At 31.9% G+C, this 22,134-nt stretch carries 26 protein-coding genes, 1 tRNA gene and 2 rRNA genes; 24 read left to right on the top strand and 5 right to left on the bottom strand.

The window, feature by feature from the left end; genetic code table 11:
• The 4 genes from CLHOM_RS10160 to fusA form a co-directional block, all read left to right on the top strand.
• Positions 1-98 (top strand): 23S ribosomal RNA (locus CLHOM_RS10160); the annotation flags it as partial.
• Positions 99-286: 188 nt separating this feature from the next.
• Positions 287-403 (top strand): 5S ribosomal RNA (gene rrf, locus CLHOM_RS10155).
• Positions 404-408: 5 nt separating this feature from the next.
• A tRNA-Asn gene (locus tag CLHOM_RS10150) sits at positions 409-483 on the top strand.
• Positions 484-716: 233 nt separating this feature from the next.
• Positions 717-2,804, top strand: coding sequence for an elongation factor G (fusA, locus tag CLHOM_RS10145; RefSeq protein ID WP_052221582.1), 2,088 nt, complete (start codon positions 717-719; stop codon positions 2,802-2,804).
• Positions 2,805-2,849: 45 nt separating this feature from the next.
• Here fusA and rbr read toward each other — a convergent pair whose 3' ends face one another.
• A complete protein-coding gene (gene rbr, locus CLHOM_RS10140) occupies positions 2,850-3,440 on the bottom strand; it encodes a rubrerythrin (protein WP_052221581.1) in 591 nt (196 codons plus the stop codon).
• Between the two features lie 186 nt (positions 3,441-3,626).
• Between rbr and CLHOM_RS10135 the strand changes: the two genes are divergently transcribed.
• The 12 genes from CLHOM_RS10135 (at position 3,627) to hisE (ending at position 12,190) form a co-directional block, all read left to right on the top strand.
• Positions 3,627-3,866 carry a hypothetical protein gene (locus CLHOM_RS10135; RefSeq protein WP_052221580.1) on the top strand — a complete coding sequence of 80 codons (240 nt, stop codon included), beginning with the start codon at positions 3,627-3,629 and terminating at the stop codon, positions 3,864-3,866.
• Positions 3,826-4,029 carry a hypothetical protein gene (locus tag CLHOM_RS10130; protein WP_052221579.1) on the top strand — a complete coding sequence of 68 codons (204 nt, stop codon included), beginning with the start codon at positions 3,826-3,828 and terminating at the stop codon, positions 4,027-4,029. Before CLHOM_RS10135 ends, CLHOM_RS10130 begins: the two co-directional genes overlap by 41 nt.
• Positions 4,030-4,164: 135 nt before the next feature.
• Positions 4,165-5,436 (top strand): ATP phosphoribosyltransferase regulatory subunit, encoded by a 1,272-nt coding sequence (locus CLHOM_RS10125; protein WP_052221578.1) that lies wholly within the window; start codon positions 4,165-4,167, stop codon positions 5,434-5,436.
• 21 nt (positions 5,437-5,457) lie between these two features.
• Positions 5,458-6,093: an ATP phosphoribosyltransferase gene (gene hisG / locus CLHOM_RS10120; protein WP_052221577.1), complete on the top strand. Its 636-nt coding sequence runs from the start codon at positions 5,458-5,460 to the stop codon at positions 6,091-6,093.
• Positions 6,094-6,112: 19 nt separating this feature from the next.
• Positions 6,113-7,405 carry a histidinol dehydrogenase gene (gene hisD, locus CLHOM_RS10115; RefSeq protein WP_052221576.1) on the top strand — a complete coding sequence of 431 codons (1,293 nt, stop codon included), beginning with the start codon at positions 6,113-6,115 and terminating at the stop codon, positions 7,403-7,405.
• Between the two features lie 108 nt (positions 7,406-7,513).
• Positions 7,514-8,104: an imidazoleglycerol-phosphate dehydratase HisB gene (hisB, locus tag CLHOM_RS10110; protein WP_052221575.1), complete on the top strand. Its 591-nt coding sequence runs from the start codon at positions 7,514-7,516 to the stop codon at positions 8,102-8,104.
• A gap of 17 nt (positions 8,105-8,121) precedes the next feature.
• A complete protein-coding gene (hisH, locus tag CLHOM_RS10105) occupies positions 8,122-8,727 on the top strand; it encodes an imidazole glycerol phosphate synthase subunit HisH (RefSeq protein ID WP_052221574.1) in 606 nt (201 codons plus the stop codon).
• Positions 8,724-9,440 (top strand): 1-(5-phosphoribosyl)-5-[(5-phosphoribosylamino)methylideneamino]imidazole-4-carboxamide isomerase, encoded by a 717-nt coding sequence (hisA, locus tag CLHOM_RS10100; RefSeq protein ID WP_052221573.1) that lies wholly within the window; start codon positions 8,724-8,726, stop codon positions 9,438-9,440. The genes hisH and hisA overlap by 4 nt, the downstream gene beginning before the upstream one ends.
• Before the next feature lie 27 nt (positions 9,441-9,467).
• Positions 9,468-10,541, top strand: a complete 1,074-nt coding sequence (hisC, locus tag CLHOM_RS10095) for a histidinol-phosphate transaminase (protein WP_052221572.1) — start codon at positions 9,468-9,470, stop codon at positions 10,539-10,541.
• Between the two features lie 39 nt (positions 10,542-10,580).
• Positions 10,581-11,342, top strand: coding sequence for an imidazole glycerol phosphate synthase subunit HisF (gene hisF, locus CLHOM_RS10090; RefSeq protein ID WP_052221571.1), 762 nt, complete (start codon positions 10,581-10,583; stop codon positions 11,340-11,342).
• Positions 11,343-11,484: 142 nt separating this feature from the next.
• Positions 11,485-11,823, top strand: a complete 339-nt coding sequence (hisI, locus tag CLHOM_RS10085) for a phosphoribosyl-AMP cyclohydrolase (protein WP_052221570.1) — start codon at positions 11,485-11,487, stop codon at positions 11,821-11,823.
• A 34-nt stretch (positions 11,824-11,857) separates the two neighbouring features.
• Complete coding sequence (hisE, locus tag CLHOM_RS10080; protein ID WP_052221569.1) at positions 11,858-12,190, top strand: phosphoribosyl-ATP diphosphatase; 333 nt, start codon at positions 11,858-11,860, stop codon at positions 12,188-12,190.
• A gap of 45 nt (positions 12,191-12,235) precedes the next feature.
• On the opposite strand, the gene cls is transcribed toward hisE, so the two are convergent.
• The 3 genes from cls to CLHOM_RS17910 all read right to left on the bottom strand — a co-directional run bounded on the left by cls (position 12,236) and on the right by CLHOM_RS17910 (position 14,363).
• Positions 12,236-13,678, bottom strand: coding sequence for a cardiolipin synthase (gene cls / locus CLHOM_RS10075; protein ID WP_052221568.1), 1,443 nt, complete (start codon positions 13,676-13,678; stop codon positions 12,236-12,238).
• A gap of 18 nt (positions 13,679-13,696) precedes the next feature.
• Positions 13,697-14,098 (bottom strand): hypothetical protein, encoded by a 402-nt coding sequence (locus CLHOM_RS10070; protein WP_052221567.1) that lies wholly within the window; start codon positions 14,096-14,098, stop codon positions 13,697-13,699.
• 82 nt (positions 14,099-14,180) lie between these two features.
• Positions 14,181-14,363 (bottom strand): uracil-DNA glycosylase, encoded by a 183-nt coding sequence (locus tag CLHOM_RS17910; protein ID WP_074782995.1) that lies wholly within the window; start codon positions 14,361-14,363, stop codon positions 14,181-14,183.
• 164 nt (positions 14,364-14,527) lie between these two features.
• Here CLHOM_RS17910 and CLHOM_RS10065 point away from each other — a divergent pair, with 164 nt between their 5' ends.
• From CLHOM_RS10065 to panD, 5 genes are all read left to right on the top strand, one after another.
• On the top strand, positions 14,528-15,439 hold the full coding sequence (locus tag CLHOM_RS10065; protein ID WP_052221566.1) for a WG repeat-containing protein: 912 nt from the start codon (positions 14,528-14,530) through the stop codon (positions 15,437-15,439).
• Positions 15,440-15,679: 240 nt separating this feature from the next.
• Positions 15,680-16,528, top strand: a complete 849-nt coding sequence (locus CLHOM_RS10060; RefSeq protein WP_052221565.1) for a Rossmann-like and DUF2520 domain-containing protein — start codon at positions 15,680-15,682, stop codon at positions 16,526-16,528.
• Positions 16,529-17,356, top strand: coding sequence for a 3-methyl-2-oxobutanoate hydroxymethyltransferase (panB, locus tag CLHOM_RS10055; protein WP_052221564.1), 828 nt, complete (start codon positions 16,529-16,531; stop codon positions 17,354-17,356).
• A gap of 45 nt (positions 17,357-17,401) precedes the next feature.
• The gene (panC, locus tag CLHOM_RS10050; RefSeq protein WP_052221599.1) at positions 17,402-18,241 is read left to right on the top strand and encodes a pantoate--beta-alanine ligase; all 840 of its coding nucleotides are present in this window, start codon (positions 17,402-17,404) and stop codon (positions 18,239-18,241) included.
• 11 nt (positions 18,242-18,252) lie between these two features.
• Complete coding sequence (gene panD / locus CLHOM_RS10045; RefSeq protein WP_052221563.1) at positions 18,253-18,624, top strand: aspartate 1-decarboxylase; 372 nt, start codon at positions 18,253-18,255, stop codon at positions 18,622-18,624.
• A gap of 55 nt (positions 18,625-18,679) precedes the next feature.
• Here the strand turns inward: panD and CLHOM_RS18340 are convergent, their stop codons facing one another.
• Entirely contained in the window at positions 18,680-18,817 is a 138-nt protein-coding gene (locus CLHOM_RS18340) for a hypothetical protein (protein WP_161803217.1), read from the bottom strand.
• A gap of 209 nt (positions 18,818-19,026) precedes the next feature.
• Between CLHOM_RS18340 and CLHOM_RS10040 the strand changes: the two genes are divergently transcribed.
• The 3 genes from CLHOM_RS10040 to CLHOM_RS10030 all read left to right on the top strand — a co-directional run bounded on the left by CLHOM_RS10040 (position 19,027) and on the right by CLHOM_RS10030 (position 22,121).
• On the top strand, positions 19,027-20,271 hold the full coding sequence (locus CLHOM_RS10040; protein WP_052221562.1) for an MDR family MFS transporter: 1,245 nt from the start codon (positions 19,027-19,029) through the stop codon (positions 20,269-20,271).
• 132 nt (positions 20,272-20,403) lie between these two features.
• The gene (locus CLHOM_RS10035; RefSeq protein ID WP_052221561.1) at positions 20,404-21,000 is read left to right on the top strand and encodes an ECF transporter S component; all 597 of its coding nucleotides are present in this window, start codon (positions 20,404-20,406) and stop codon (positions 20,998-21,000) included.
• A 128-nt stretch (positions 21,001-21,128) separates the two neighbouring features.
• Complete coding sequence (locus CLHOM_RS10030) at positions 21,129-22,121, top strand: P1 family peptidase (protein ID WP_052221560.1); 993 nt, start codon at positions 21,129-21,131, stop codon at positions 22,119-22,121.
• Positions 22,122-22,134 lie beyond the last annotated feature (13 nt).

Below are 22,134 nucleotides of genomic sequence, written 5' to 3'. Positions count from 1 at the left end.
AGTAAGACCCCTGAAAGACCATCAGGTTGATAGGTTAGAGGTGTAAGTGCAGTAATGTACTCAGCTGACTAATACTAATAGGTCGAGGACTTGATCAATATTAATTCACTGTGCAATTTTGAGAGAATAATTTCAATATTCTTTTCAGATTTGTCAACAACAAAAAGGAAACTCTCTCAGCAAAGCTGAGGAGTAACCGATCATCACAAAATCGGCACGCTGTGTAAGCGACCATCACCAAATTATAAATTTGGGATGTCTGCTTAAGATTTTGGATGCCTGGTCATCTGGTGGTTATGGCTTGAAGGTAACACCCGTTCCCATTCCGAACACGAAGGTTAAGCTTCAAAGCGCCGATGGTACTGCACTGGTGACGGTGTGGAAGAGTAGGTCGCCGCCAGGTAATATTCCGCGATAGCTCAACGGTGGAGCACTCGGCTGTTAACCGATAGGTTGAAGGTTCGAATCCTTTTCGCGGAGCCATTTTTTTATAAATATAATTTTGTAGTTGATTATTTAAAGGTTTATGCTTTATTATTAAAGTATAGACCTTTTTTATTTTATATTAAATTTTAAGTAATATAGGAGGTTAATAAATAATACAATTAAATAGTAATAAAACTAAATATTCTGTCAAACTAAGTAATTTATTAAATGCTCTAATTAAAAAACATATTTTTAGTAACTTCTAAGTTACAGAATAAGGGGGACTTAATATGAAAGTTTGCAAAACCCAGGATTTAAGAAATATCGGATTAATTGGACATAGCGGCTCAGGAAAGACAACACTTGCTGAAGCCATATTATATTACACGAAAGCAATTGACAGATTTGGAAAGATTGAAGATGGCAATACAACCAGTGATTATGATCCAGAAGAGAAGAAAAGAAGAATATCAATTTCAACATCAATATTAAATTGTGAATGGGATAACGTTAAAATTAACGTAGTGGATACCCCAGGTTATTTTGATTTTGTTGGAGAAATGATAGAGGGATTAAAAGCAGTAGATATGTCAATAATTACTGTATCAGCTAGATCAGGAATAAAAGTAGGTACAGAGAAAGCATGGGACTATGTAAATAAATATAGTTTGCCCCGAGCCTTTTTTATAAGCAAATTAGACACAGAAAATAGTGATTTTGAAAATGTCTTAATGCAGCTTAAAGATAAGTTTGGCATATCGGTAGTACCAATTCAATATCCTATAGGCAAGGAAAACGATTTCAAAGGGGTAGTAAATATAATATCCAACAAAGCAAGGATTTTTAATCCTAAAACTCATGAGATGGATATTACAGAAGTACCAGAAGAATTTTCAGAAAAAGTTGAAGAATATAAGAAGATGATAATAGAATCAGTTGCTGAGACTGATGAAGTATTGTTAGAAAAATATTTTTCAGAAGGAACTTTAAGTGATGAAGAAATATATGATGGACTAATTAAAGGTATAGAATCAGGGGATATAGCACCTGTAACTTGTGGTTCAGCATTAAAAGGAATAGGAATAAACACCTTATTAGAAGATATAATGGAGTCTTTCCCTTCACCAAAGGATTCAGCACCTATTGCAGCATTTAGAATAGATAATAACGAAAAAATTTCGGTTAGCATAGATGAAAATGGACCATTTTCAGCTTTTGTCTTTAAAACTATTGCAGATCCTTTTGTAGGAAAGCTATCAATTTTTAAGGTCATTACTGGTAAGGCAAAGGCAGATTCAATGGTTTATAATATAAATAATAAGAAACAAGAGAGAATAGGTTCTTTGTATTTCCTAAAAGGTAAAGAACAGACTCAGACACAAGAGGTTTTTGCAGGGGACATAGGAGCTGTTGCAAAGCTCCAATTTACTAGTACAGGAGATACTTTAAGCGAAGTACAAAACAATATAGCGTATGAAAAAATTCAATTCCCTAATCCTTCAATTTCTATGGCAGTACTTACAAAGGCTAAAGGAGATGAAGAAAAGATATCTCTTGGATTAGCTAAACTTTTAGATGAAGATCCGACTCTAAGGATTACAAGGGATGTGGAAAATGCTGATACTATAATTTCTGGTATTGGAGAAACTCATTTAGAGATAATTGCAAATAAATTGAAAAATAAGTTTGGAGTAGATGTTGAATTACAAACTCCAAAAGTTCCATATAGAGAAACTATAAGAAAACAGTCAGATGTTCAAGGAAAGCATAAAAAACAAAGTGGTGGTCACGGACAGTATGGTGATGTAAAAATAAAATTTGAACCAAGGGACGATGGTAAAGAAGAGCTTTTATTTGTAGATAAAGTAGTAGGAGGAGTGGTTCCAAGGCAATATATACCTGCTGTTGAAAAAGGATTAAAAGAATGCATGAAGCATGGGGTGCTTGCAGGATATCCTGTAATAGGATTAAAAGCTACCTTATATGATGGCTCTTTTCATCCAGTAGATTCTTCCGAAATGGCATTTAAAGTTGCTTCATCTATAGCCTATAAAAAAGGTATGCAAGAGGCAACACCAGTACTTTTAGAACCTATTATGCATGTTAAGATAGAAGTCCCTGATGATTATATGGGAGATGTAATAGGTGATATAAATAAAAAGAGAGGAAAAGTACATGGAATGGAGGAAGCATATAAGGGATACCAAAGAATAATTGCTGAAGTTCCATTAGCTGAAATGTTTAAATATGCTACTGACTTAAAATCTATAACTGGTGCACGGGGAAGTTTTGAAATGAAGTTTTATAAATATGAAGAACTTCCAATTACTGAAGCAGAAAAAGTAATAAGTAATTCTAAGGTTAAAGAAAAAGAATAAAGAAAATGCTTGTGACAAGAGATTGTACACAAGCATTTTTTATTATTAATAGTTTTTGCATAACTCTTCAAAATAACTTTGAGGATGTAAGCAAGCAGGACATTTACCAGGGGCTTCTGGTCCTTCATGTATGTAACCACAGTTATTACATTTCCAGTAAGTTACGCCATCTTTTTTAAATACTGTTCCATTTGAAATATTTTCAGCTAATTTTCTATATCTTTCTTCGTGGGCTTTTTCTACTTTTGCTATATTTCTAAAAGTTGCGGCAATGTCAATGAAGCCTTCCTCTTCAGCAACTTTTGCAAATGTTGGGTAAAGTTCTTCCCACTCTTCATGTTCGCCATTGGCGGCATAACCTAAATTTGCTATTGTATCACTTAATCCTATACCATATGCTGCATTGATATTAATTGCTTCACCATGAAGATTTTCATCTTCTAATAAGTGTTTTAAAAATCTTTTAGCATGTTCTTTTTCATTTTCTGCTGTTTCCATAAAGATGTTGGAGATTTGTACATATCCATCTTTTTTAGCTTGAGAAGAATAATAAGTATATTTAGTTCTAGCTTGACATTCTCCAGCAAAAGCTTTCATTAAATTTTCTGCTGTTTTTGTATCTTTCAAGTTTTTCATAAGGATTACCTCCAAACTAATTTATTCTTATCCTAAAATTAATTATAACACCATTTTATACCTACAGCAAATTAACCAAAGAATGTTCATAATTTATAAACAAAATAAGTAATTATATATTTTATTAGGAATAAATAATTTTAAAATGCAAAAAATAAATTTAAATCAATCGAAAGGTGAGATTTTATGTCAGAGTATAAGCTTGATATCATCGGTAAAGTTAACCTTAGTGATTATAGTAAGATATATGACTATATTGGTATTGTGGATGTAAATGATAAATTTACAATAACTTTAAATAATGATAGTGTGGAAACTTCAGAGCTTATCTACAACATGCTTGAAAAAAATGACTTTAGTATTTATTCTAAAGGAGGAGATGAGAATGGAAAAATATCCATTACAGCATCAAGGAACAAACGGTAGAGATGTAAGAATACCAAGATATTATGAAAATAAAAATCAAGTTGTAGCTAGAGATTATGGAGTAAATGATTATACAGGAAATATGAGTACACTTAACTCAGTTTCAGATAGCTATGATAGAAATAAAAAAATAAAAGAAATATTAGGCAATAATCTCTTTTAAAAATTAGTGCTTTACACATATAATATATGTGTAAAGCAGTTTTGTTTTTTGTTGACAAGGAAAGTTATTAAATGATATTATAATTTTATAATTTACTACGTTAAAGCATTAAACTAATAAAGTGGAGGCAGTGCTATGGGAAAGTGGAAAAGATATATACCCGATGGAATGAAGGACATACTTTTTGAAGAATGCAATGAAAAGTTAACTATAGAAGAATCATTAAGAAAATCATATAAACAGAGTGGATTTTCAGAAATAATATCACCAACTCTTGAATTTTACGATGTTTTTGATTTAGAAAGCCAGTCTATTTCACAAGAAAAGATGTATAAGCTTTTTGATAATGCCGGAAGAATAATGGTGCTAAGGCCTGATATGACAACACCTATAGGAAGAATAGCATCAACAAAAATAAAGCAAAGTAATTACCCATTAAGACTATGCTACAATTCAAACATTTTTAGAATAAATGAAAATTTAAATGGTAAAACTAGTGAAATTACTCAATCAGGTATAGAGATAATTGGAGTAAAAAATATTAAAGCAGATGCAGAGGCAATTATTAATGCTATAGAAGCTTTATTAAATTTAGGTTTAAAGAATTTTAAAATCGAATTAGGTGAAGCAAAGTTTTTTAAAGCTCTAATTGAGGATACAGAAATTAATGAAGAGGATCTAGAAAAAATGAGAAGCATAATTGAGAATAAAAATTATGTTACTCTTAGCAACTTCTTAAGAGATAAACAGTATGGTATCTCAGAAGATAATATAGAAATATTAGAAAAGCTCCCTCAACTATTTGGAGATATTAGTATTATTGATGAAGCAAGAAGTTTGACTAATAACCAAAAAGCTTTAGAGGCATTAGATAATATTCATAATATATATAAAATTATCCATGAGATTGGTCTAAGCTCTTATATATCCATTGATTTAGGAATGGTACAAAATATAGATTATTATACTGGAATTATTTTTAAAGGATATGTTGAAGAAGTTGGAGATTATATATTAAGTGGGGGAAGATATGATAATTTAATTAAGCAATTTGGAACAAATCTTCCTGCTACAGGCTTTGCCATTAATGTGGACAATGTTATGGATGCTTTAAAGAAACAAAATACATTAAAGATAAAGGAAACTAAGAAAATTGTTATTTATTATAAAGAAGAATATCTAAAAAATGCTTATGAATTGATGAATTTAATTAGGCAAAATGATTTTATATGTGAATTAAGCTTATTTAGTAAAGAAAATGAATCTATTGAATATGGGAAGGAAAACAAAATTCACAGTATGATTAGCATTATAGATGAAAATAACCTTAAAGTATTTGATCTATTAACAGATGAATGCGATATAGTGAAAATGGATAAATTTCTAAGTACTTTAGTAATAAGCTAATAATAATTTGAGGTGGTTTAAGTGAAGAAAGTAAGAATAGCACTAACTAAGGGTAGACTTGAAGAGCATGCTGTAGAAATATTTAAGTCTATTGGGGCAGATATAACTGAGCTTGAGGATAAAGGGAGAAAGCTAATATTTAAATCTGAAAATGAACAATTTAATATTGATTTTTTTCTTGTAAAAGCTCCGGATGTTACAACTTATGTAGAATATGGATCGGCTGATATAGGTATTGTAGGAAAAGATACCTTAATGGAAAAGAATAAAGAATTTTATGAAGTGTTAGATTTAAAGGTTGGAAAGTGCAGGTTTGCCCTAGCTGCTTTACCTGATTTTAATTTAGATGAAGGATATAATAGAAAAAAAATAGCAACTAAGTATCCAGAGGTGGCTAGAGAATTTTTTAGAACAAAGGGACTTGATATAGAAATTATAAAAATAGAAGGTTCAGTAGAGCTAGCTCCTATTGTAGGACTTGCAGATGCAATAGTTGATATTGTAGAAACTGGCTCTACTCTAAAAGAAAATGGCTTAATTATTGTTGAAGAGATATGTCCAATAAGTGCAAGAATGATAGTAAATAAGGCAAGTATGAAAACCAAAAAAGAGGAGATAGGCAAAATTATAGAGGAAATAAGTAAAGTTATTAGTTAATAATAAGGAGAGTATGCAAGTGATAAATATAGTTAAATTAGATGATAAAAATAAAAACTATTATACAGATAACTTAAAAAGCAGAGCAGAGGCAGTACAAAAGGATGTAGTTATTGCTGTAGAAAAGATTTTAGAAAATGTAAAAGAAAATGGAGATAAGGCAGTAATTGAGTATACAAATAAATTTGACAGCAATACAATAAATTCAAGTAATATAAAGATTACAAAAGAAGAGATAGAAAAAGCTTACACAGTTGTTGAAAGGGAATTTATAGATGCAATTAAATTGTCAAAAGAAAATGTATGGTTTTATCACGAGAAGCAAAAACAAAAATCTTGGATGGTTACTAAAGAAGATGGAATAATGCTAGGGCAGCAGATTAGAGCCTTGGACACTGTAGGAATATACGTTCCAGGTGGAACTGCAGCTTATCCATCATCTGTAATTATGAATACTATTCCAGCTAAAGTAGCTGGAGTTAAAAAGGTAGTTATGGTAACTCCTCCTTCAAAAGATGGAACTATTAATCCTAATATTTTAGTAGCTGCTGATATTGCAGGAGTTGATGAGATATATAAGGTTGGTGGAGCTCAAGGGGTAGCTGCCCTTGCTTATGGAACTGAATCAATTCCAAAGGTAGATAAAATTGTGGGGCCAGGAAACATATATGTAGCCATGGCTAAGAGAAGTGTATATGGTTTTGTTGATATAGATATGATTGCAGGACCAAGTGAAATTCTAGTTATTTCTGACGAAACTGGAGACCCTAAGTATATAGCCGCAGATTTAATGTCTCAAGCAGAGCATGATGTGTTAGCTTCTTCAATTTTAGTAACTACATCAAGCGAACTAGCAATCAAAGTTAAAGAAGAATTAGAAGTTCAAGTGAAGGCACTTTCAAGAAAAGATATAATAACAGCTTCACTTAAGGATTACGGTGCAATATTTGTTGTTGAAAATATGAAGGAAGCTATAGAGCTTTCAAATTTAATTGCTCCAGAGCATTTAGAGGTTATGGTAAAGGAGCCGTTCTCAATTTTAGGAGAACTTAAGAATGCAGGTTCAATTTTCTTAGGTAAATACGCTCCTGAACCATTAGGGGATTATATGGCAGGCCCAAATCACGTATTGCCAACTAGCGGAAGTGCTAAATTCTTTTCTCCTTTATCTGTGGATGATTATATTAAAAAATCAAGTTTTATTTATTATTCACAAGAGGGACTAAAAAAGGTTAAAGATCCTATAGTAAAAATAGCAGAGACAGAAGGTTTAACTGCACATGCTAACTCCATTAAAGTAAGGTTTGAATAAAACTATTAGAAAACATAGAATAAGATGCTGGTTAATATTTACTAGGTTTTATAGTTTAACCACTAGCGATTAGAGACTAGATACTAGCGATTAAAAGGAGGGATTACATTGGGAAAAAGAGAAGCAGCAGTAAATAGAAAAACTGGAGAAACTGACATACAGGCAAAGCTTAACTTAGATGGCGAAGGAATTTATAATATCAATACAGGTGTTGGCTTCTTCGACCACATGTTAAACTTAATGACAAAGCACGGACTTCTTGACTTAGCCTTAGAAGCAAAGGGAGACTTAGAGGTAGATTCACATCACACCATAGAAGATGTAGGAATTGTATTAGGTCAATGCCTTAATGAAGCTTTAGGAGATAAAAAAGGAATTAAAAGATATGGTACATCCTTTGTTCCTATGGATGAGGTTTTGGCATCTGTATCTATAGATGTAAGCGGTAGACCATTTATTGTCTGTGACTTCAATTTTACAGTAGATAGGATTGGAGAAATGGATACTGAGATGGTAGAAGAATTTTTAAGAGCCTTTACTTTCAATGCAGGTATAACTCTTCATGCTAGAGTTCTATATGGAAAAAATAATCATCACATGATAGAGGCTGTGTTTAAAGCCTTAGGAAGGGCATTAAGAGAAGCAGTTGATATTGATTCTAGAATAAAAGGAGTTATGTCAACTAAGGGAAGCATATAAAAAAGGAGTTGAGATGTTTGATTTCTATAGTAGATTATGGAATGGGAAATTTGAAAAGTGTTGAAAATGCACTTGATTTATTAGATATAAAATCAGTTATAACCTCTGACAAAGAAGTTATATTAAATAGTAAAGGGATTATTTTACCAGGGGTAGGAGCTTTCCCTGATGCAATAGATTGTATAAGAGAAGCGGGCTTAGATGTGACCTTAAAAGAGGCAGTAAGTGGAGGTACCCCTTTACTTGGAGTTTGCCTTGGAATGCAGCTCTTATTTGAAGAAAGTGAAGAAATAAGACCATGTAGTGGTTTAGGATTTTTAAAGGGTAAAATTGAAAAGATTAAAGGTAATCTAAAAATACCTCATATGGGATGGAATAGTTTAAAGTATGAAAAAGCTTGCCCTATACTAAAGGATATAGAAGAGAATAGCTATGTATATTTTGTTCACTCTTATTATGCAGTTGTAGGTGAAGAAGGAATTTTAAATGCTTATGCAGATTACGGAGTAAAGGTTCCAGGGGTTGTTAGTAAGGGAAATGTATTTGGACTACAATTTCACCCAGAAAAAAGTGGAGATGTAGGTCTAAAAATGCTAAAGAATTTTGGGGAGATGATTAAATGATTATTCTACCAGCTATAGATTTAAAAGGTGGTAAATGCGTTAGATTATATAAAGGTGATTTTAATAAAACAGAAGTAGTAGCAGAAAGTGCACTAGATACTGCCTTAAGCTTTAAAGCAGCTGGTGCAGAATTCATTCATATGGTGGATTTAGATGGTGCATTAAAAGGTAAGGGTGTAAATTATGAAATTGTTTCAGAAATAGTTAAGAAAGTAAATGTTCCTGTTGAACTTGGCGGGGGCATAAGAGATATGGAAACAATTGATTTTTTAATTAATATAGGTCTAAGCAGGGTAATACTTGGCACAGCAGCTCTTAATAATCCAGAGCTTGTAAAGACTGCAGTTAAAAAATATGGAGATAAAATTGCAGTAGGCATAGATGCTAAAGATGGATTTGTAGCAGTTGATGGATGGATTAATGTAAGCAAAGTAAATTACATAGATTTTGCTAAGGAAATGGAGAAAATAGGAGTTAAGACAATCATATTTACTGATATAAGTAAAGATGGAACTCTTCAAGGACCAAATTTAGAGCAGTTAGGAGAAATTCAAAATAGTGTAAGCTGTAATATAGTAGCTTCAGGCGGAATAAAAAATTTAGATGACTTAAAAAACATCAATAATATGGGCATTTATGGAGCTATTACAGGAAAGGCTATATATTCAGGAAACATAAATTTGAAAGAGGCTATAGATGAATTTAAAAGATAAGAAATTATAGATAGAAGGTGCTTAGAAATGAGTAAATATTGGAGTGCTATTGCAAATAGTATGGAGCCCTATGTTTGTGGTGAACAGCCAAAGGATAAGAAGTATATAAAATTAAATACCAATGAAAGCCCATACCCACCATCTCCAAAGGTTTTACAAGGGATAAAGGATGCGGCTAATAGTGATTTAAGATTATATCCAGATCCAAAATGTGATGCTCTAAGAGAAACTATTGCAAAATATTATAATTTAAATAAAGATGAAGTTTTTGTTGGAAATGGATCTGACGAGGTTTTAGCTTTTTCATTTTTAACTTTTTTTAATACTGATGAAACTGTAGTATTTCCAGACATTACGTATAGTTTTTATCCAGTTTACGCTCAGCTATATAATATTAAATATAGATTGGCAAAACTAGAGGATGATTTCTCAATACCTGTTAATGAATTTATGACAAAAAATGGCGGGGTAATTATTCCAAATCCTAATGCTCCAACGGCAAAACATATGGATATAGATGCTATTAGAAAAATTCTAGATTACAATTCAGAAAAGGTAGTTATAATCGACGAAGCTTATATAGATTTTGGGGGTACATCTGCAGTAAGCCTTATAAAGGAGTACCCAAATCTTTTAGTAATACAAACATTATCTAAGTCACGTTCACTGGCAGGAATCCGCATAGGTTTTGCTCTTGGACAAAAAGAACTTATAGATGGACTTAATACAATAAAAAACTCTTTTAATTCTTATACAATTGATAGAGTTGCTGCTATTGCAGCAGTTAAAGCAATTGAGGATGAAGATTATTTTAAAGAGTGTGTATCAAAAATAATAAATACTAGAGAAACGGTTACTGAGCAGTTAACAAATATGGGATTTAAGGTTGTTCCATCTAAGGCTAACTTTATTTTTGTAACTCATCCTCTTTTTAAGGCTAGTGAATTATTTGCAAAGTTAAGAGAAAAGGCAGTCTTAGTAAGATATTTTAATAAACCTAGAATAGATAATTATTTAAGAATAAGTATAGGATCAGAAGAAGAAATGAAGCTATTTATTGAAAGACTCCAGAGAATAGTAACTGAAATGGAAAATAATTAAGCTGTATTATGAGAAAAGGCGTAGAAAGAGGTGTGGTAATTGCTTACAAAAAGAATAATACCATGTCTTGATGTGGATATGGGAAGAGTAGTTAAAGGAGTAAACTTTGTTAATTTGCAAGATGTTGGAGACCCTGTAGCTATTGCTGAGTTTTATAATAAAGAAGGAGCAGATGAGATAGTATTTCTAGACATAACTGCTACTCACGAAGGTCGTGCAACAATGATTGATGTGGTTCGAAGAACTGCTAAAAAAGTGTTTATTCCTCTTACTGTCGGAGGAGGTATTAAAACAGTTGATGATTTTAAGGATATTTTAAGAGCTGGAGCGGATAAAATATCTATAAATTCAGCTGCTATAAGAAATCCTCAACTTATAAAGGAAGCTGCAGATAAATTTGGAAGTCAATGTGTTGTGGTTGCAGTAGATGGAAAGAAAAGAGAAGACGGTTCTGGATGGAACGTATTTATAAATGGTGGAAGAATTGACACAGAGCTTGATGCTTTAGAATGGATTAGAAAAGCAGAAGAATTAGGAGCTGGAGAAATTCTTTTAACAAGTATGGATGCAGATGGAACAAAACAAGGATATGACATAGAATTTACTGATGCCGTGTGTAAAGCTGTTAATATACCTGTAATTGCCTCTGGTGGTTGTGGAAATTTACAGCACTTTGCAGACATATTTAAAGAGAGTGGTGCAGATGCGGCATTAGCAGCATCACTGTTCCACTTTAGAGAACTTACAATTAGCCAGGTAAAAGAATTCTTAAAGAGCAATGAAATAGAAGTAAGACTTTAAGAACAATCGCTAGAGGCTATTCGCTAATCTCTAGAAAACATGGTGATTAGCGAATAGAGACTAGCGATTAGTGATTATTTAGTGCCTAGTACCTAGCACCTAAAAACTGGCTACTGGTTACTGAAAAGGAGGCGTTATAAAGTTGACTACAGAAGAACTAATAAAAGAGGTGGACTTTAATAAGGGGGATGGACTAGTTCCTTGTATTGTTCAAGATGCTGATAACAATGAAGTTTTAATGATGGCATATATGAATAAAGAATCTCTACAGAAAACTATAGAAACTGGCACCACTTGGTTTTGGAGTAGATCTAGAAGTGAATTTTGGAACAAGGGAGCAACTTCTGGGCATTTTCAATATGTTAAAAGTATTGCTGTTGATTGTGATGGGGATACTCTTTTAGTAAAAGTAGATCAGGTAGGGGCTGCTTGCCATACAGGCAGCAGAACTTGTTTTTATAGAGAATTAACTACAGAGTAATTTAGAAGCAATCAAATAGTAAGGAGGAGTAGAGTTGGATAATATAGATGTTTTAAAGGAACTTTTTCAAGTAGTAAAAGATAGAAAAGAAAATCCAATGGAAGGTTCATATACACATTATCTTTTTGAAAAAGGATTAGATAAAATATTAAAAAAGGTTGGAGAAGAAAGTACTGAAGTTATTATAGCAGCTAAAAATAGTGATAAGGAAGAATTAGTTAATGAAATTTGTGATTTAACTTACCATGTACTTGTTCTTATGGCTGAGCAAGGAATAGAGCTAGAAATTGTAAGGAATGAATTAGAAAAGAGAAGAGAAAAAATCGGGAATAAAAAACAGGAAAGAAGAGAAGTGGAAAATCTATAAAATAAAAGTTCGCAAAAGAAAGTTAAAATTCTATTGCGGACTTTTTTATAGGACAGGAGACAGTAAACGAGAAATGGACTCCTTAAATTTTATTACAACAGATCTTTTTTCATAAAGATCTCTGGTTATTTCTGTAGATACTTTTATATCTTCTTCAAAGATTTCCTCTAACTCCTTAGAGATATTAACATCATAAATAAAGGCATTAACTTCAAAATTTAATTTGAAACTTCTTACATCCATATTTGCAGTTCCGACAGAGCTTATTGCCCCATCAACTACTACTGTCTTGCTGTGTATAAAGCCTTTGTTATAAGTATAACTGCGCACGCCGCTTTTTAAAAGTTCCCCTATATAACAAAGTGAGGCCCAATAAACAAAAGGATGATCAGGTTTATTTGGTATCATTATTCTTACATCTACGCCAGATAAAGATGCAATCTTTAATGCCTCTAAAATGCTTTCATCAGGGATGAAATATGGGGTCTGAATATATACGCTTTTCTTAGCAGAGTGAATCATTTTTATATATCCATTTTTTATTTGCTCCCATTCGGAATCAGGACCGCTGGATACTATTTGAATTCCAATCTGCCCTTTAGAATATTTATTAGGGAAATACTTCTTATCAAAAGTAATTTTTTCTTCTGAAGCATATCTCCAATCTAAAAGAAATCTTTGCTGCAAAGAATCTACTGCGCTGCCTGTAATTTGTAGATGAGTATCCCTCCAATACCCAAACTTTTTATTTTCACCAAGGTATTCATCCCCTATATTGAAACCACCTACAAAAGCTGTCTTGCCATCAATTACTGCAATTTTTCTATGATTTCTATAGTTAACACGGATGTTTACAAAGGGAAGTAGTGAAGGAAAAAAACAAGCTACCTTTCCACCAGCATTTTTTAGTCTATTAAAAAATTTTCGAGGTAACCTTAAACCACCCATTCCATCATACAGGAATCTCACTTCAACGCCTTGAGAAGCTTTTCTTGCTAGAGTATCAATTATTTTATTACCTAGTGAATCATTTTTTATAATGTAATATACCATATGAATATGATCTTTAGCTTCTTCTATGGCTTTGAAAAGCTCACGAAATTTATCGTGTCCATCTGTATATATTTTTACAGAATTATCTTGTGTAAAAACTGACTGACTATTAATTAGATTCATATACATCATATCTTTATAATTAGTCATAGCCCTATCATTAAACTTTATAGTGTCTTCAGAAAGTTGCTTTCCTTGAAGTAATAGTTTTTTATGAAATCTATCTTCCGCAATTTTGAAATCAAACATTTTCTTTCTGCTGAGGTTTTGACCAAATGTTAGGTATAAAATAAAGCCTATTCCAGGTATCAAAAGTAAAACCATAAGCCATGCCCAGGTAGCTGAAGGGTTTCTTCTTTCAAAAAATATTACTAAAAGGGCAAATAGCAAGTTTAAATAGGGTAATGCATCAATAAAACTATTTATAAATCGCATTATAAAGCCTCCCTTAAACTAATGAGAAGAGCAATTGCAATTATTGCAAGAGCTAGCCCCTTCTCTAGAATGGCAACCTTTTGCAGCAGCTTTTGAGCAAGTATTTATTTTATTGCCTTTAGAAGTGGATTTTATTTTTATAGTGGAATTTTCATATATAAACTCTATTTTTTCAATATTATCCAGTATACCTTTATCAAATAAAAAAAGAATACCATCAACATTTTTAGATGCATATTCTGTTTTATTTAGTAGATCATCTAGATATATGTCAATATGAGACTTTTTACAGCAGGTATTTAAATAAGACATTCTTACACAAGAATAATCTTTTTTATTAGCCTCAAGTAAACTCTTAAATTCATTGTATGCTTCTTTTGATAAGATTATTTCTAGATTATTAATAATATCACCTTCCATAATATATTTAAATATTATTGTAACATACTTTCATAAAAATAAATTATATTATAATTAATAAGGCTTACTATTTAGAGAAGGTCTATTTACTTATACTTGTATGTTTGGGTTGAAAACTTAAACAATTTTTACCTGTAGTTTGGAGAACAATAGTATTAGGCATTAATTTAGACTTAAAGCCCATTGATTTGCAACCATAAGGAGATAACTTATTCCAAGTTATAAAAAAGTATTTGCATAGTCTACAGTTAATTTTACTACTCATAATATTATATCCTTTCAATGATTTCAATATTTAATTTTAACATATTATTGTAGCATCTTAAATAATCAGCTTAATTATATGTAATAATATGAAAAGTAGGATATAATTAAATAACAGGTAAGTAAAGTTTAATGTTTAAAAATGAATTTTTCAGGAGGAATAAAATGAATAGAGAAAAAACTTTATATCCAGTATTAGTTAATGGTAAATACGGATATATAGATAATTCGGGTACAATAGTTATTGAACCTAAATATGATTATGCAGAGGATTTTTATGGATCTCTTGCAATAATCGGAGTTAAGGGTCAGCGTGGGTATATAAATACTAATGGAGAATTTGTAATAGAGCCTAGATTCAAGGAAGCAAATCTATTTTCGGAAGGATTAGCAGCAGTACAGATTGGATATAAATGGGGATATATAAATGAGAAAGGCGAAGAGGTAATACCATTTTCATTTTTAGATGCATATGATTTTAGCGAAGGTTTAGCATTAGTTCAAGTAGGAGGTAAGCAAGGATACATAGATAAAGATGGCAATATGGTAATAGAACCTAATTATAATTATGCACATAGCTTTAGTGAAGGGCTTGCATCAGTAGACTTTGAAGATAAATTTGGCTATATTGATAGAGAAGGTAATGTGGTTATAAAGCCTCAATACCTAATTGCATTGGATTTTGAAGATGGATTAGCCGCAGTGGAATTAAAAGAAGGCTATGGGTTTATTAACAAAGCTGGAGAAATAATAATAAAACCTCAATTTGATGAAACTGATGATTTTATTAATGGTTATGCTGCTGTGTGCAAAGAGGATAAGTATGGATATATTAATAAAAATGGAGAAATAGTAATTCCTATAGTATATGACGATATTGATATGTTAAGTGAAGGTTTGATTGCAGTTTTAATTAATGATAAATGGGGATATGTAGATATTTCTGGGAATATGGTTATTGAGCCTAAATTTGATGAAGCCTTCGAATTCATAGATGGATTAGCATTTGTGGAGATTGATAAAAAAATAGGATATATTAATAAAACTGGAGAATATGTTTGGAAACCTCAAAAGTAATTTTGAGGTTTTTCTCATATAAGTATCTTTTTAAATTGTATTGACAAAGAGATTGTGGTAAACTGAAACTGATGGGTAGTATCCACAGGGAGCTGCACCGGTTTGTTATATTCAAATATAATTTTATTTTAATCTGCTCATATCACATGGAATGAGACTGCTATAAGGGAAATTGTTATCTCCACATAGCTGGAGATTTTTTGTGTCACTTCTATAAAAATATAAAAGAGGTGATGCCTATTGAACATAAGTTTTATAGGAGCTGGCAAAGTAGGCTGCTCCTTAGGAAAATATTTTTTAAACAAGGGTGTAAATATTAAGGGATATTATAGTAGAACCTTAAGGTCTGCATATGAAGCTTCTGAATTTACGAACTCTTTAGCTTACGATAATTTAAGGGATCTTATTAATAATAGTGATACAATTTTTATTACGGTTCCCGATGATAGTATTAGTGATATATGGCAGAAAATAAGCAGTTTAGATTTAAATGATAAAATTATATGCCACACCAGTGGCTCAGTGTCTTCGGAAATCTTCTCGAATATTAACAATTCAGGTGCATTCGGGTATTCTATTCATCCTATGTTCCCATTCTCGGACAAATTTAATTCCTACAAGTATTTAGAAAACGCATATTTTTCCATTGAAGGTAGTGCAAAATGCCTAAACTATCTATGTGGTTTTTTTGAGAATTTAGGTAACAGGGTTATTAAAATTGATTCTACAAAAAAATCTACGTATCATTTAGCCAATGTTGTAGTTTCAAACTTAGTTTTGCCGCTGCTAGATTTAGGCTGCAGCTATTTAGAGGAATGCAATATTGATAAAGAAAATGCAATAAAAGCGTTATTTCCTCTTATACAAGGGAACATAGACAATATAAGAAAAAAAGGCTTTGTAAATTCAGTTACAGGTCCTATTGAACGATGCGATTTAGGAACCATAAAATCTCATGTGAAAGTTATAAAAAGTGAAGATCTAGAGCTGTATAGATTGCTCTCAAAAAACTTGTTAGAACTTTCAAAAGTTAAAAATCCAGGAAGAGATTATAAGAAATTAGAAGAATATTTACAAGGGGGATTCTAAATGAAGAATACTGTAACCACATTTAAAGAAGCAAAAGAAAAAGGTACAAAATTAACTGTACTTACTGCTTATGATTATTCAACTGCTAAATTGATGGATGAAGCAAATATTAACGGGATTTTAGTAGGCGATTCCTTGGGAATGGTTTGTCTAGGTTACAAGGACACCCTAAGTGTTACCATGGAGGATATGATTCATCATACTAAGGCTGTATCAAGGGGAGCTAAGAATGCTTTAGTTATTGGAGATATGCCATTTATGTCTTATCAAACTTCAGTTTATGATGCTGTGGTTAATGCGGGAAGACTCATAAAAGAGGGGGGAGCTCAGGCAGTTAAATTAGAAGGAGGAGCTATAGTACTTGAGCAAGTTAAAGCAATAGTTAAAGCTCAAATTCCTGTAATGGGGCACATTGGACTTACACCACAATCAATAAACATGTTTGGTGGATTTAAAGTCCAAGGAAAAAGTGAAGAGGTAGCAAGACAAATAATTGAAGATGCTAAAAGTCTAGAAGAGGCTGGAGTATTTTCAATAACTCTAGAGGGCATTCCTGAAAAGCTAGCTGAGATAATCACAAGAGAGGTATCAATTCCGACTATAGGTATAGGAGCTGGTGCAAGCTGTGATGGTCAAGTTCTTGTATATCAAGACATGTTAGGAATGTTTTCAGATATGACGCCAAAGTTTGTAAAGAAGTTTGCGGATGTTGGCACAATAATGAAGCAGGGCTTTAGTAAATACATAGAAGAGGTTCAAAAGGGTACTTTCCCTGCAAAAGAGCACTGTTTTAAAATTGATGAAGAAGTATTAAATAAACTTTACTAATTGGACAAAGGGGGAGAAGGCGGAAAATTTTCTGCTAATAAAGCTATGAAGACTATATCTAGTGTTAAAGAATTAAAAGAAAATATTAAAAGTTGGAAAAAGGAAGGTTTGACTATAGGGCTTGTGCCAACCATGGGTTTTCTACATGAAGGACACAAAAGCTTAATAGATAGAGCAGTTAAGGAAAATGACAGAGTAGTGGTAAGTGTTTTTGTTAATCCAATACAATTTGGTCCAAAGGAGGACTTAAGCACATATCCAAGAGATATTGAGAGAGATAAAAAGCTTTGCAGTGATGCAGGGGCAAACATATTATTTAATCCTGAAGCATCAGAAATGTATTTTAAGGATGCATCTACCTTTGTAGATGTAGAAGAACTTACAGAAGGACTTTGTGGAAGTAAAAGACCAGGCCACTTTAGAGGAGTATGTACAGTAGTTTCAAAACTTTTCAATATTGTGACTCCTGATAAAGCTTATTTTGGTCAAAAGGATGCTCAGCAGTTAGCTGTAATAAAGAGAATGGTTAGAGATTTAAACTTTGACCTTGAAGTAGTGGGCTGCGAAATTATCAGAGAAGAAGATGGATTAGCTAAAAGCTCTAGAAATACTTATCTTTCAAAAGAAGAAAGAAAAGCAGCTTTGATTTTAAGTAAAAGCTTAAATAAGGCAAGAAATGTTTTAAGTGAAGGGGAAAGAAATACTAAAAGCATTAAAAGAGTAATTGAAGAAGTATTAAATAGTGAACCCCTTGCAAAAATTGATTATGTTGAAGTAGTAGACAGTATTACTTTAAAACCTGTAGAAAAGGTGGAAAAGGAAATACTTATAGCCATTGCAGTTTTCATAGGAAAGACCAGGCTTATAGACAATATTATTTTTTAGGAGGACAAGACGTGATATTGCACATGTTAAAATCTAAAATACACAGGGTAACTGTAACTCAAGCTGAGTTAAATTATGTAGGAAGTATAACAATAGATACAGCTTTAATGAAGGCGGCGAATATATTAGAGTATGAAAAGGTTCAAATTGTTGACATAAATAATGGAAGTAGATTTGAAACCTATGTTATTCCGGGAGAAGAAAATAGTGGCACAATATGTTTAAATGGTGCTGCTGCCAGATGCGTTCATACAGGAGATAAAATAATAATAATGGCTTATTGCGAAATGGATGAAGCAGAAGCAAAGTCTCATGAGCCTATCGTGGTTTTTGCAAAGGAGAACAATACAATAGATAAAGTTACTAATTATGAAAAAAACTAGCTAGTAATTAAGGGATTGAATAGCATGGTATAGGATGCTAAATCAATCCCTTTTTTTAACCTAAGCAGGTTGATAGACAATCTTCTATTACTTCTTGTGTAATCTGAATGGTTTTTTTTATTTTAACCTCTTTTGAAGCTTTAGGAGCTTTATCCATATTAGTATTTTCAAGTATTCTAGATGAGTTTTCCATGATGTGTTACACCTCCCGTTGTATAATAGCAATATAATTTGAAATATATTCCATATTATATTGTTTTTGTAATTAATTTGCAATAGATTTTTTTATTCTTTATCTAAAAGGTTCATAAATTTTTTATTTTAAAAGTATATGTTTTTGTGAATAGAAATGTTACAATATAAAAACATGGATTTTGTAATAATAGGAAATGGGTGATTAAAATGGCTTTAGGTAAAGATTTAAAAGAGTATGCAAAATTACCAAGAAGCATAATAGTACTATTTTTTGCAAGAATAGTAAATTGTTTGGGGAATTTTGTTTTTCCTTTTCTAACATTGTTTCTCACAGAAAAAATGGGAATGAGTACAAACAAAGTAGGGAGCTTTATGATGATGGCTGCTGTAGCAGGTGCATTAGGTTCTTTACTTGGAGGAAAACTTGCAGACATTATAGGAAGAAAGAAGGTAATTTTATTTTTTCAAAGTATGGCAGCAATTATGCTGATTCCTTGTGGTTTTTTAGGAAGTTCTATATTAATTCCGTGGTTTTTAATAGCAATGCAATTTTTCACTGGAGCTGTACAACCTGCTAATGCTGCTATGGTAGCAGATTTAACCAATAATAAAAACAGACAGCAGGCTTTTTCACTATTATATTTAGGAATAAATATTGGAGTAGCTATTGGACCAATAATCGCAGGAGTACTATATAAAAACTATATTCAATGGATTTTCTGGGGAGATGCTTTAACTACATTTATTTCAATAATTCTTGTAGCCACAATGGTTAAAGAGGGTATTCATAATAGCAATCATCAAGATATGAATGAAAACGAAAAAAGTGAAACAGGAAATGTTATATCAGTTATTTTAAAGAGACCTGCACTTTTGGCATTTTCTTTAGTATCTATTATATATTCTTTTATATATGCACAAAGTAATTTTTCTCTACCATTACAGGTTAAAAATATATATCCAGAAGAAGGCTCTGTATTATTTGGGTCATTAATATCCGTAAATGCAGTAGTGGTAGTGGCTTGTACATTTATCATTATAGGACTTACTAGAAAAAACAAACCAATATTAAATATTGCAATTGCAGGCTTATTCTATGCAGTTGGTTTTGGAATGCTATACTTTGTAAAGAACTATAGTTTCTTAATAGTTTCAACAATAATCTGGACTATTGGGGAAATTTTATCAGCCACAAACCAAGGAGTGTACATTGCAAATAATACTCCTATGTCACATAGAGGAAGAGTTAATTCTGTATTGCCATTAATATCTGGAGCTGGAAATGCTATTGGCCCAAGTATAATGGGAATTTATATACTAAATAGGGGGGTAAGAATGGCTTGGCCTCTTGTTTTTGTCTTAGCCTTAGGTGCAACAATCCTAATGTATATGATATATCTAAAAGAAAAAAAGGATTATAAAATAAAAAAAACATCTTTGAAATATAATTAAAAGGTGGTAAAATGTTTACAAGTCGGTATTCTAACTTAGAAACTGAACTAGAATATTATTAAATAATTTAATATTTAAGTTTAGGCTATTCGACTTATATCCTAATGGGGAATAAGAACGGAGGGAAAATTAATGGAAAGAAAACTTTATACTAACACAAAAGCAAAAGCTAGCACAAGAAAGCTAACAACTCTTGCTATGCTCTCAGCTATTTCAGTAATTCTTGGATTTACTCCACTTGGAATAATTCCGGTGCCACCAGTAAACGCTACAATAATGCACATACCTGTTATTATAGCTGCAATTCTTGAAGGACCTGTTATAGGTGCTATCATGGGATTGATATTTGGTATTTTGAGCATAATTCGTGCTATTACTACAGGAAATATTCTTCTTCCAGCAATATTAAATCCTATGGTATCAGTATTGCCAAGAATTTTAATTGGTGTTGGAGCATATTATGCGTACAAGTCCTTGCCAATTGAAAGTGATAAGATTAGAGTTGGAATAAGTGCAGCCATTGGTACAGCAATCAATACTTTTGGTTTCTTAGGAATGTTGTACTTATTATATGCAGAAACTGCTGCTGTAGCATTTAAAGTTTCAGTGGACGCTGTAGGAAAAGCAATTGTTACAATAGGTGTTACACACGGAATTCCAGAAATAATTGTAGCAGTAATAATTACCGTTGGAGTAATTTTAGCCTTAAAAAAACTAAGAAAAAACTAATTTAGATTTAGCAGCAGTAAAAGCAGATAATGTTTTTACTGCTTTTATTATCTTATGATTTAAAAATACATAGGTTAGATATCTTTATATATTATTTGATGGAAATATAACTATTAGGAGGACTTAAAATGGAAGTAATAAAAATTAATTATATACAGGGAATAAAAATTGGTCATGCTGAAGATTTGGAAGCAGCTACTGGCTGCACAGTAATTATTTGTGAAGAAGGTGCCGTTGCAGGAGTAGATGTTAGAGGGGGAGCACCAGGAACACGGGAAACAGACTTATTAAATCCTGTAAATATGGTAGATAAGATTCATGCTGTCCTTTTAACAGGAGGAAGTGCCTTTGGATTAGATGCTGCTGCTGGTGTTATGAAGTATCTGGAAGAAAAAGGCGTAGGGTTTGATGTAGGAGTTACCAAAGTACCTATTGTGTGTGGAGCAGCATTATTTGATTTGGTAATAGGCAATCATAAAATTAGACCAAATAAAGAAATGGGATATGAGGCATGCATAAATTCAAGTAATGAAAGTTTTACTGAAGGTAATGTAGGAGCAGGAGCAGGAGCAACTATAGGAAAGGTTCTTGGTCCTGAATTTGCTATGAAAGGTGGACTTGGTACTTATACAGTTAAGGTAGGAGATTTAATAGTTGGTGCTGTAGTTGCAGTAAATTGCTTAGGAGATGTACTAGACTTTGAAACAGGTAAAGCTATAGGTGGAGTATTAAGTGAAAATAGAGAAAGTATCAGAAATACTGAAGAAATAATGATGTCTCGTTATGATAACAAAAAAAATCTATTTAATGGGAATACTACTATAGGTTGTATTATTACAAATGCTAAATTAACAAAAGCAGAGGCTAATAAAGTAGCTTCTATGGCCCATAACGGATATGCTATGGCTATTCATCCAGTTCACACTATGTTCGATGGAGATACAATATTTTGTCTTTCAACAGGGAAAATTGAAGCAGATGTTAATGTAATAGGAGCTTTAGCTGCAAGAGTTATGGAAAAAGCCATTGTAAGTGGGGTAAAAAATGCAGAAGGAATTTATGGATATAAGGCTTTTAAAGATTTATCATTTAAGAAAATGTATTTTAGTGAAAAATGGTAAAATGATTAGAAAA

Source organism: Clostridium homopropionicum DSM 5847 (assembly GCF_001263795.1).
Classification (GTDB): Bacteria; Bacillota; Clostridia; order Clostridiales; family Clostridiaceae; genus Clostridium_H; species Clostridium_H homopropionicum.
Note: the sequence above shows the minus strand (reverse complement) of the source record. Positions and strands in the feature narration are given on the sequence as shown.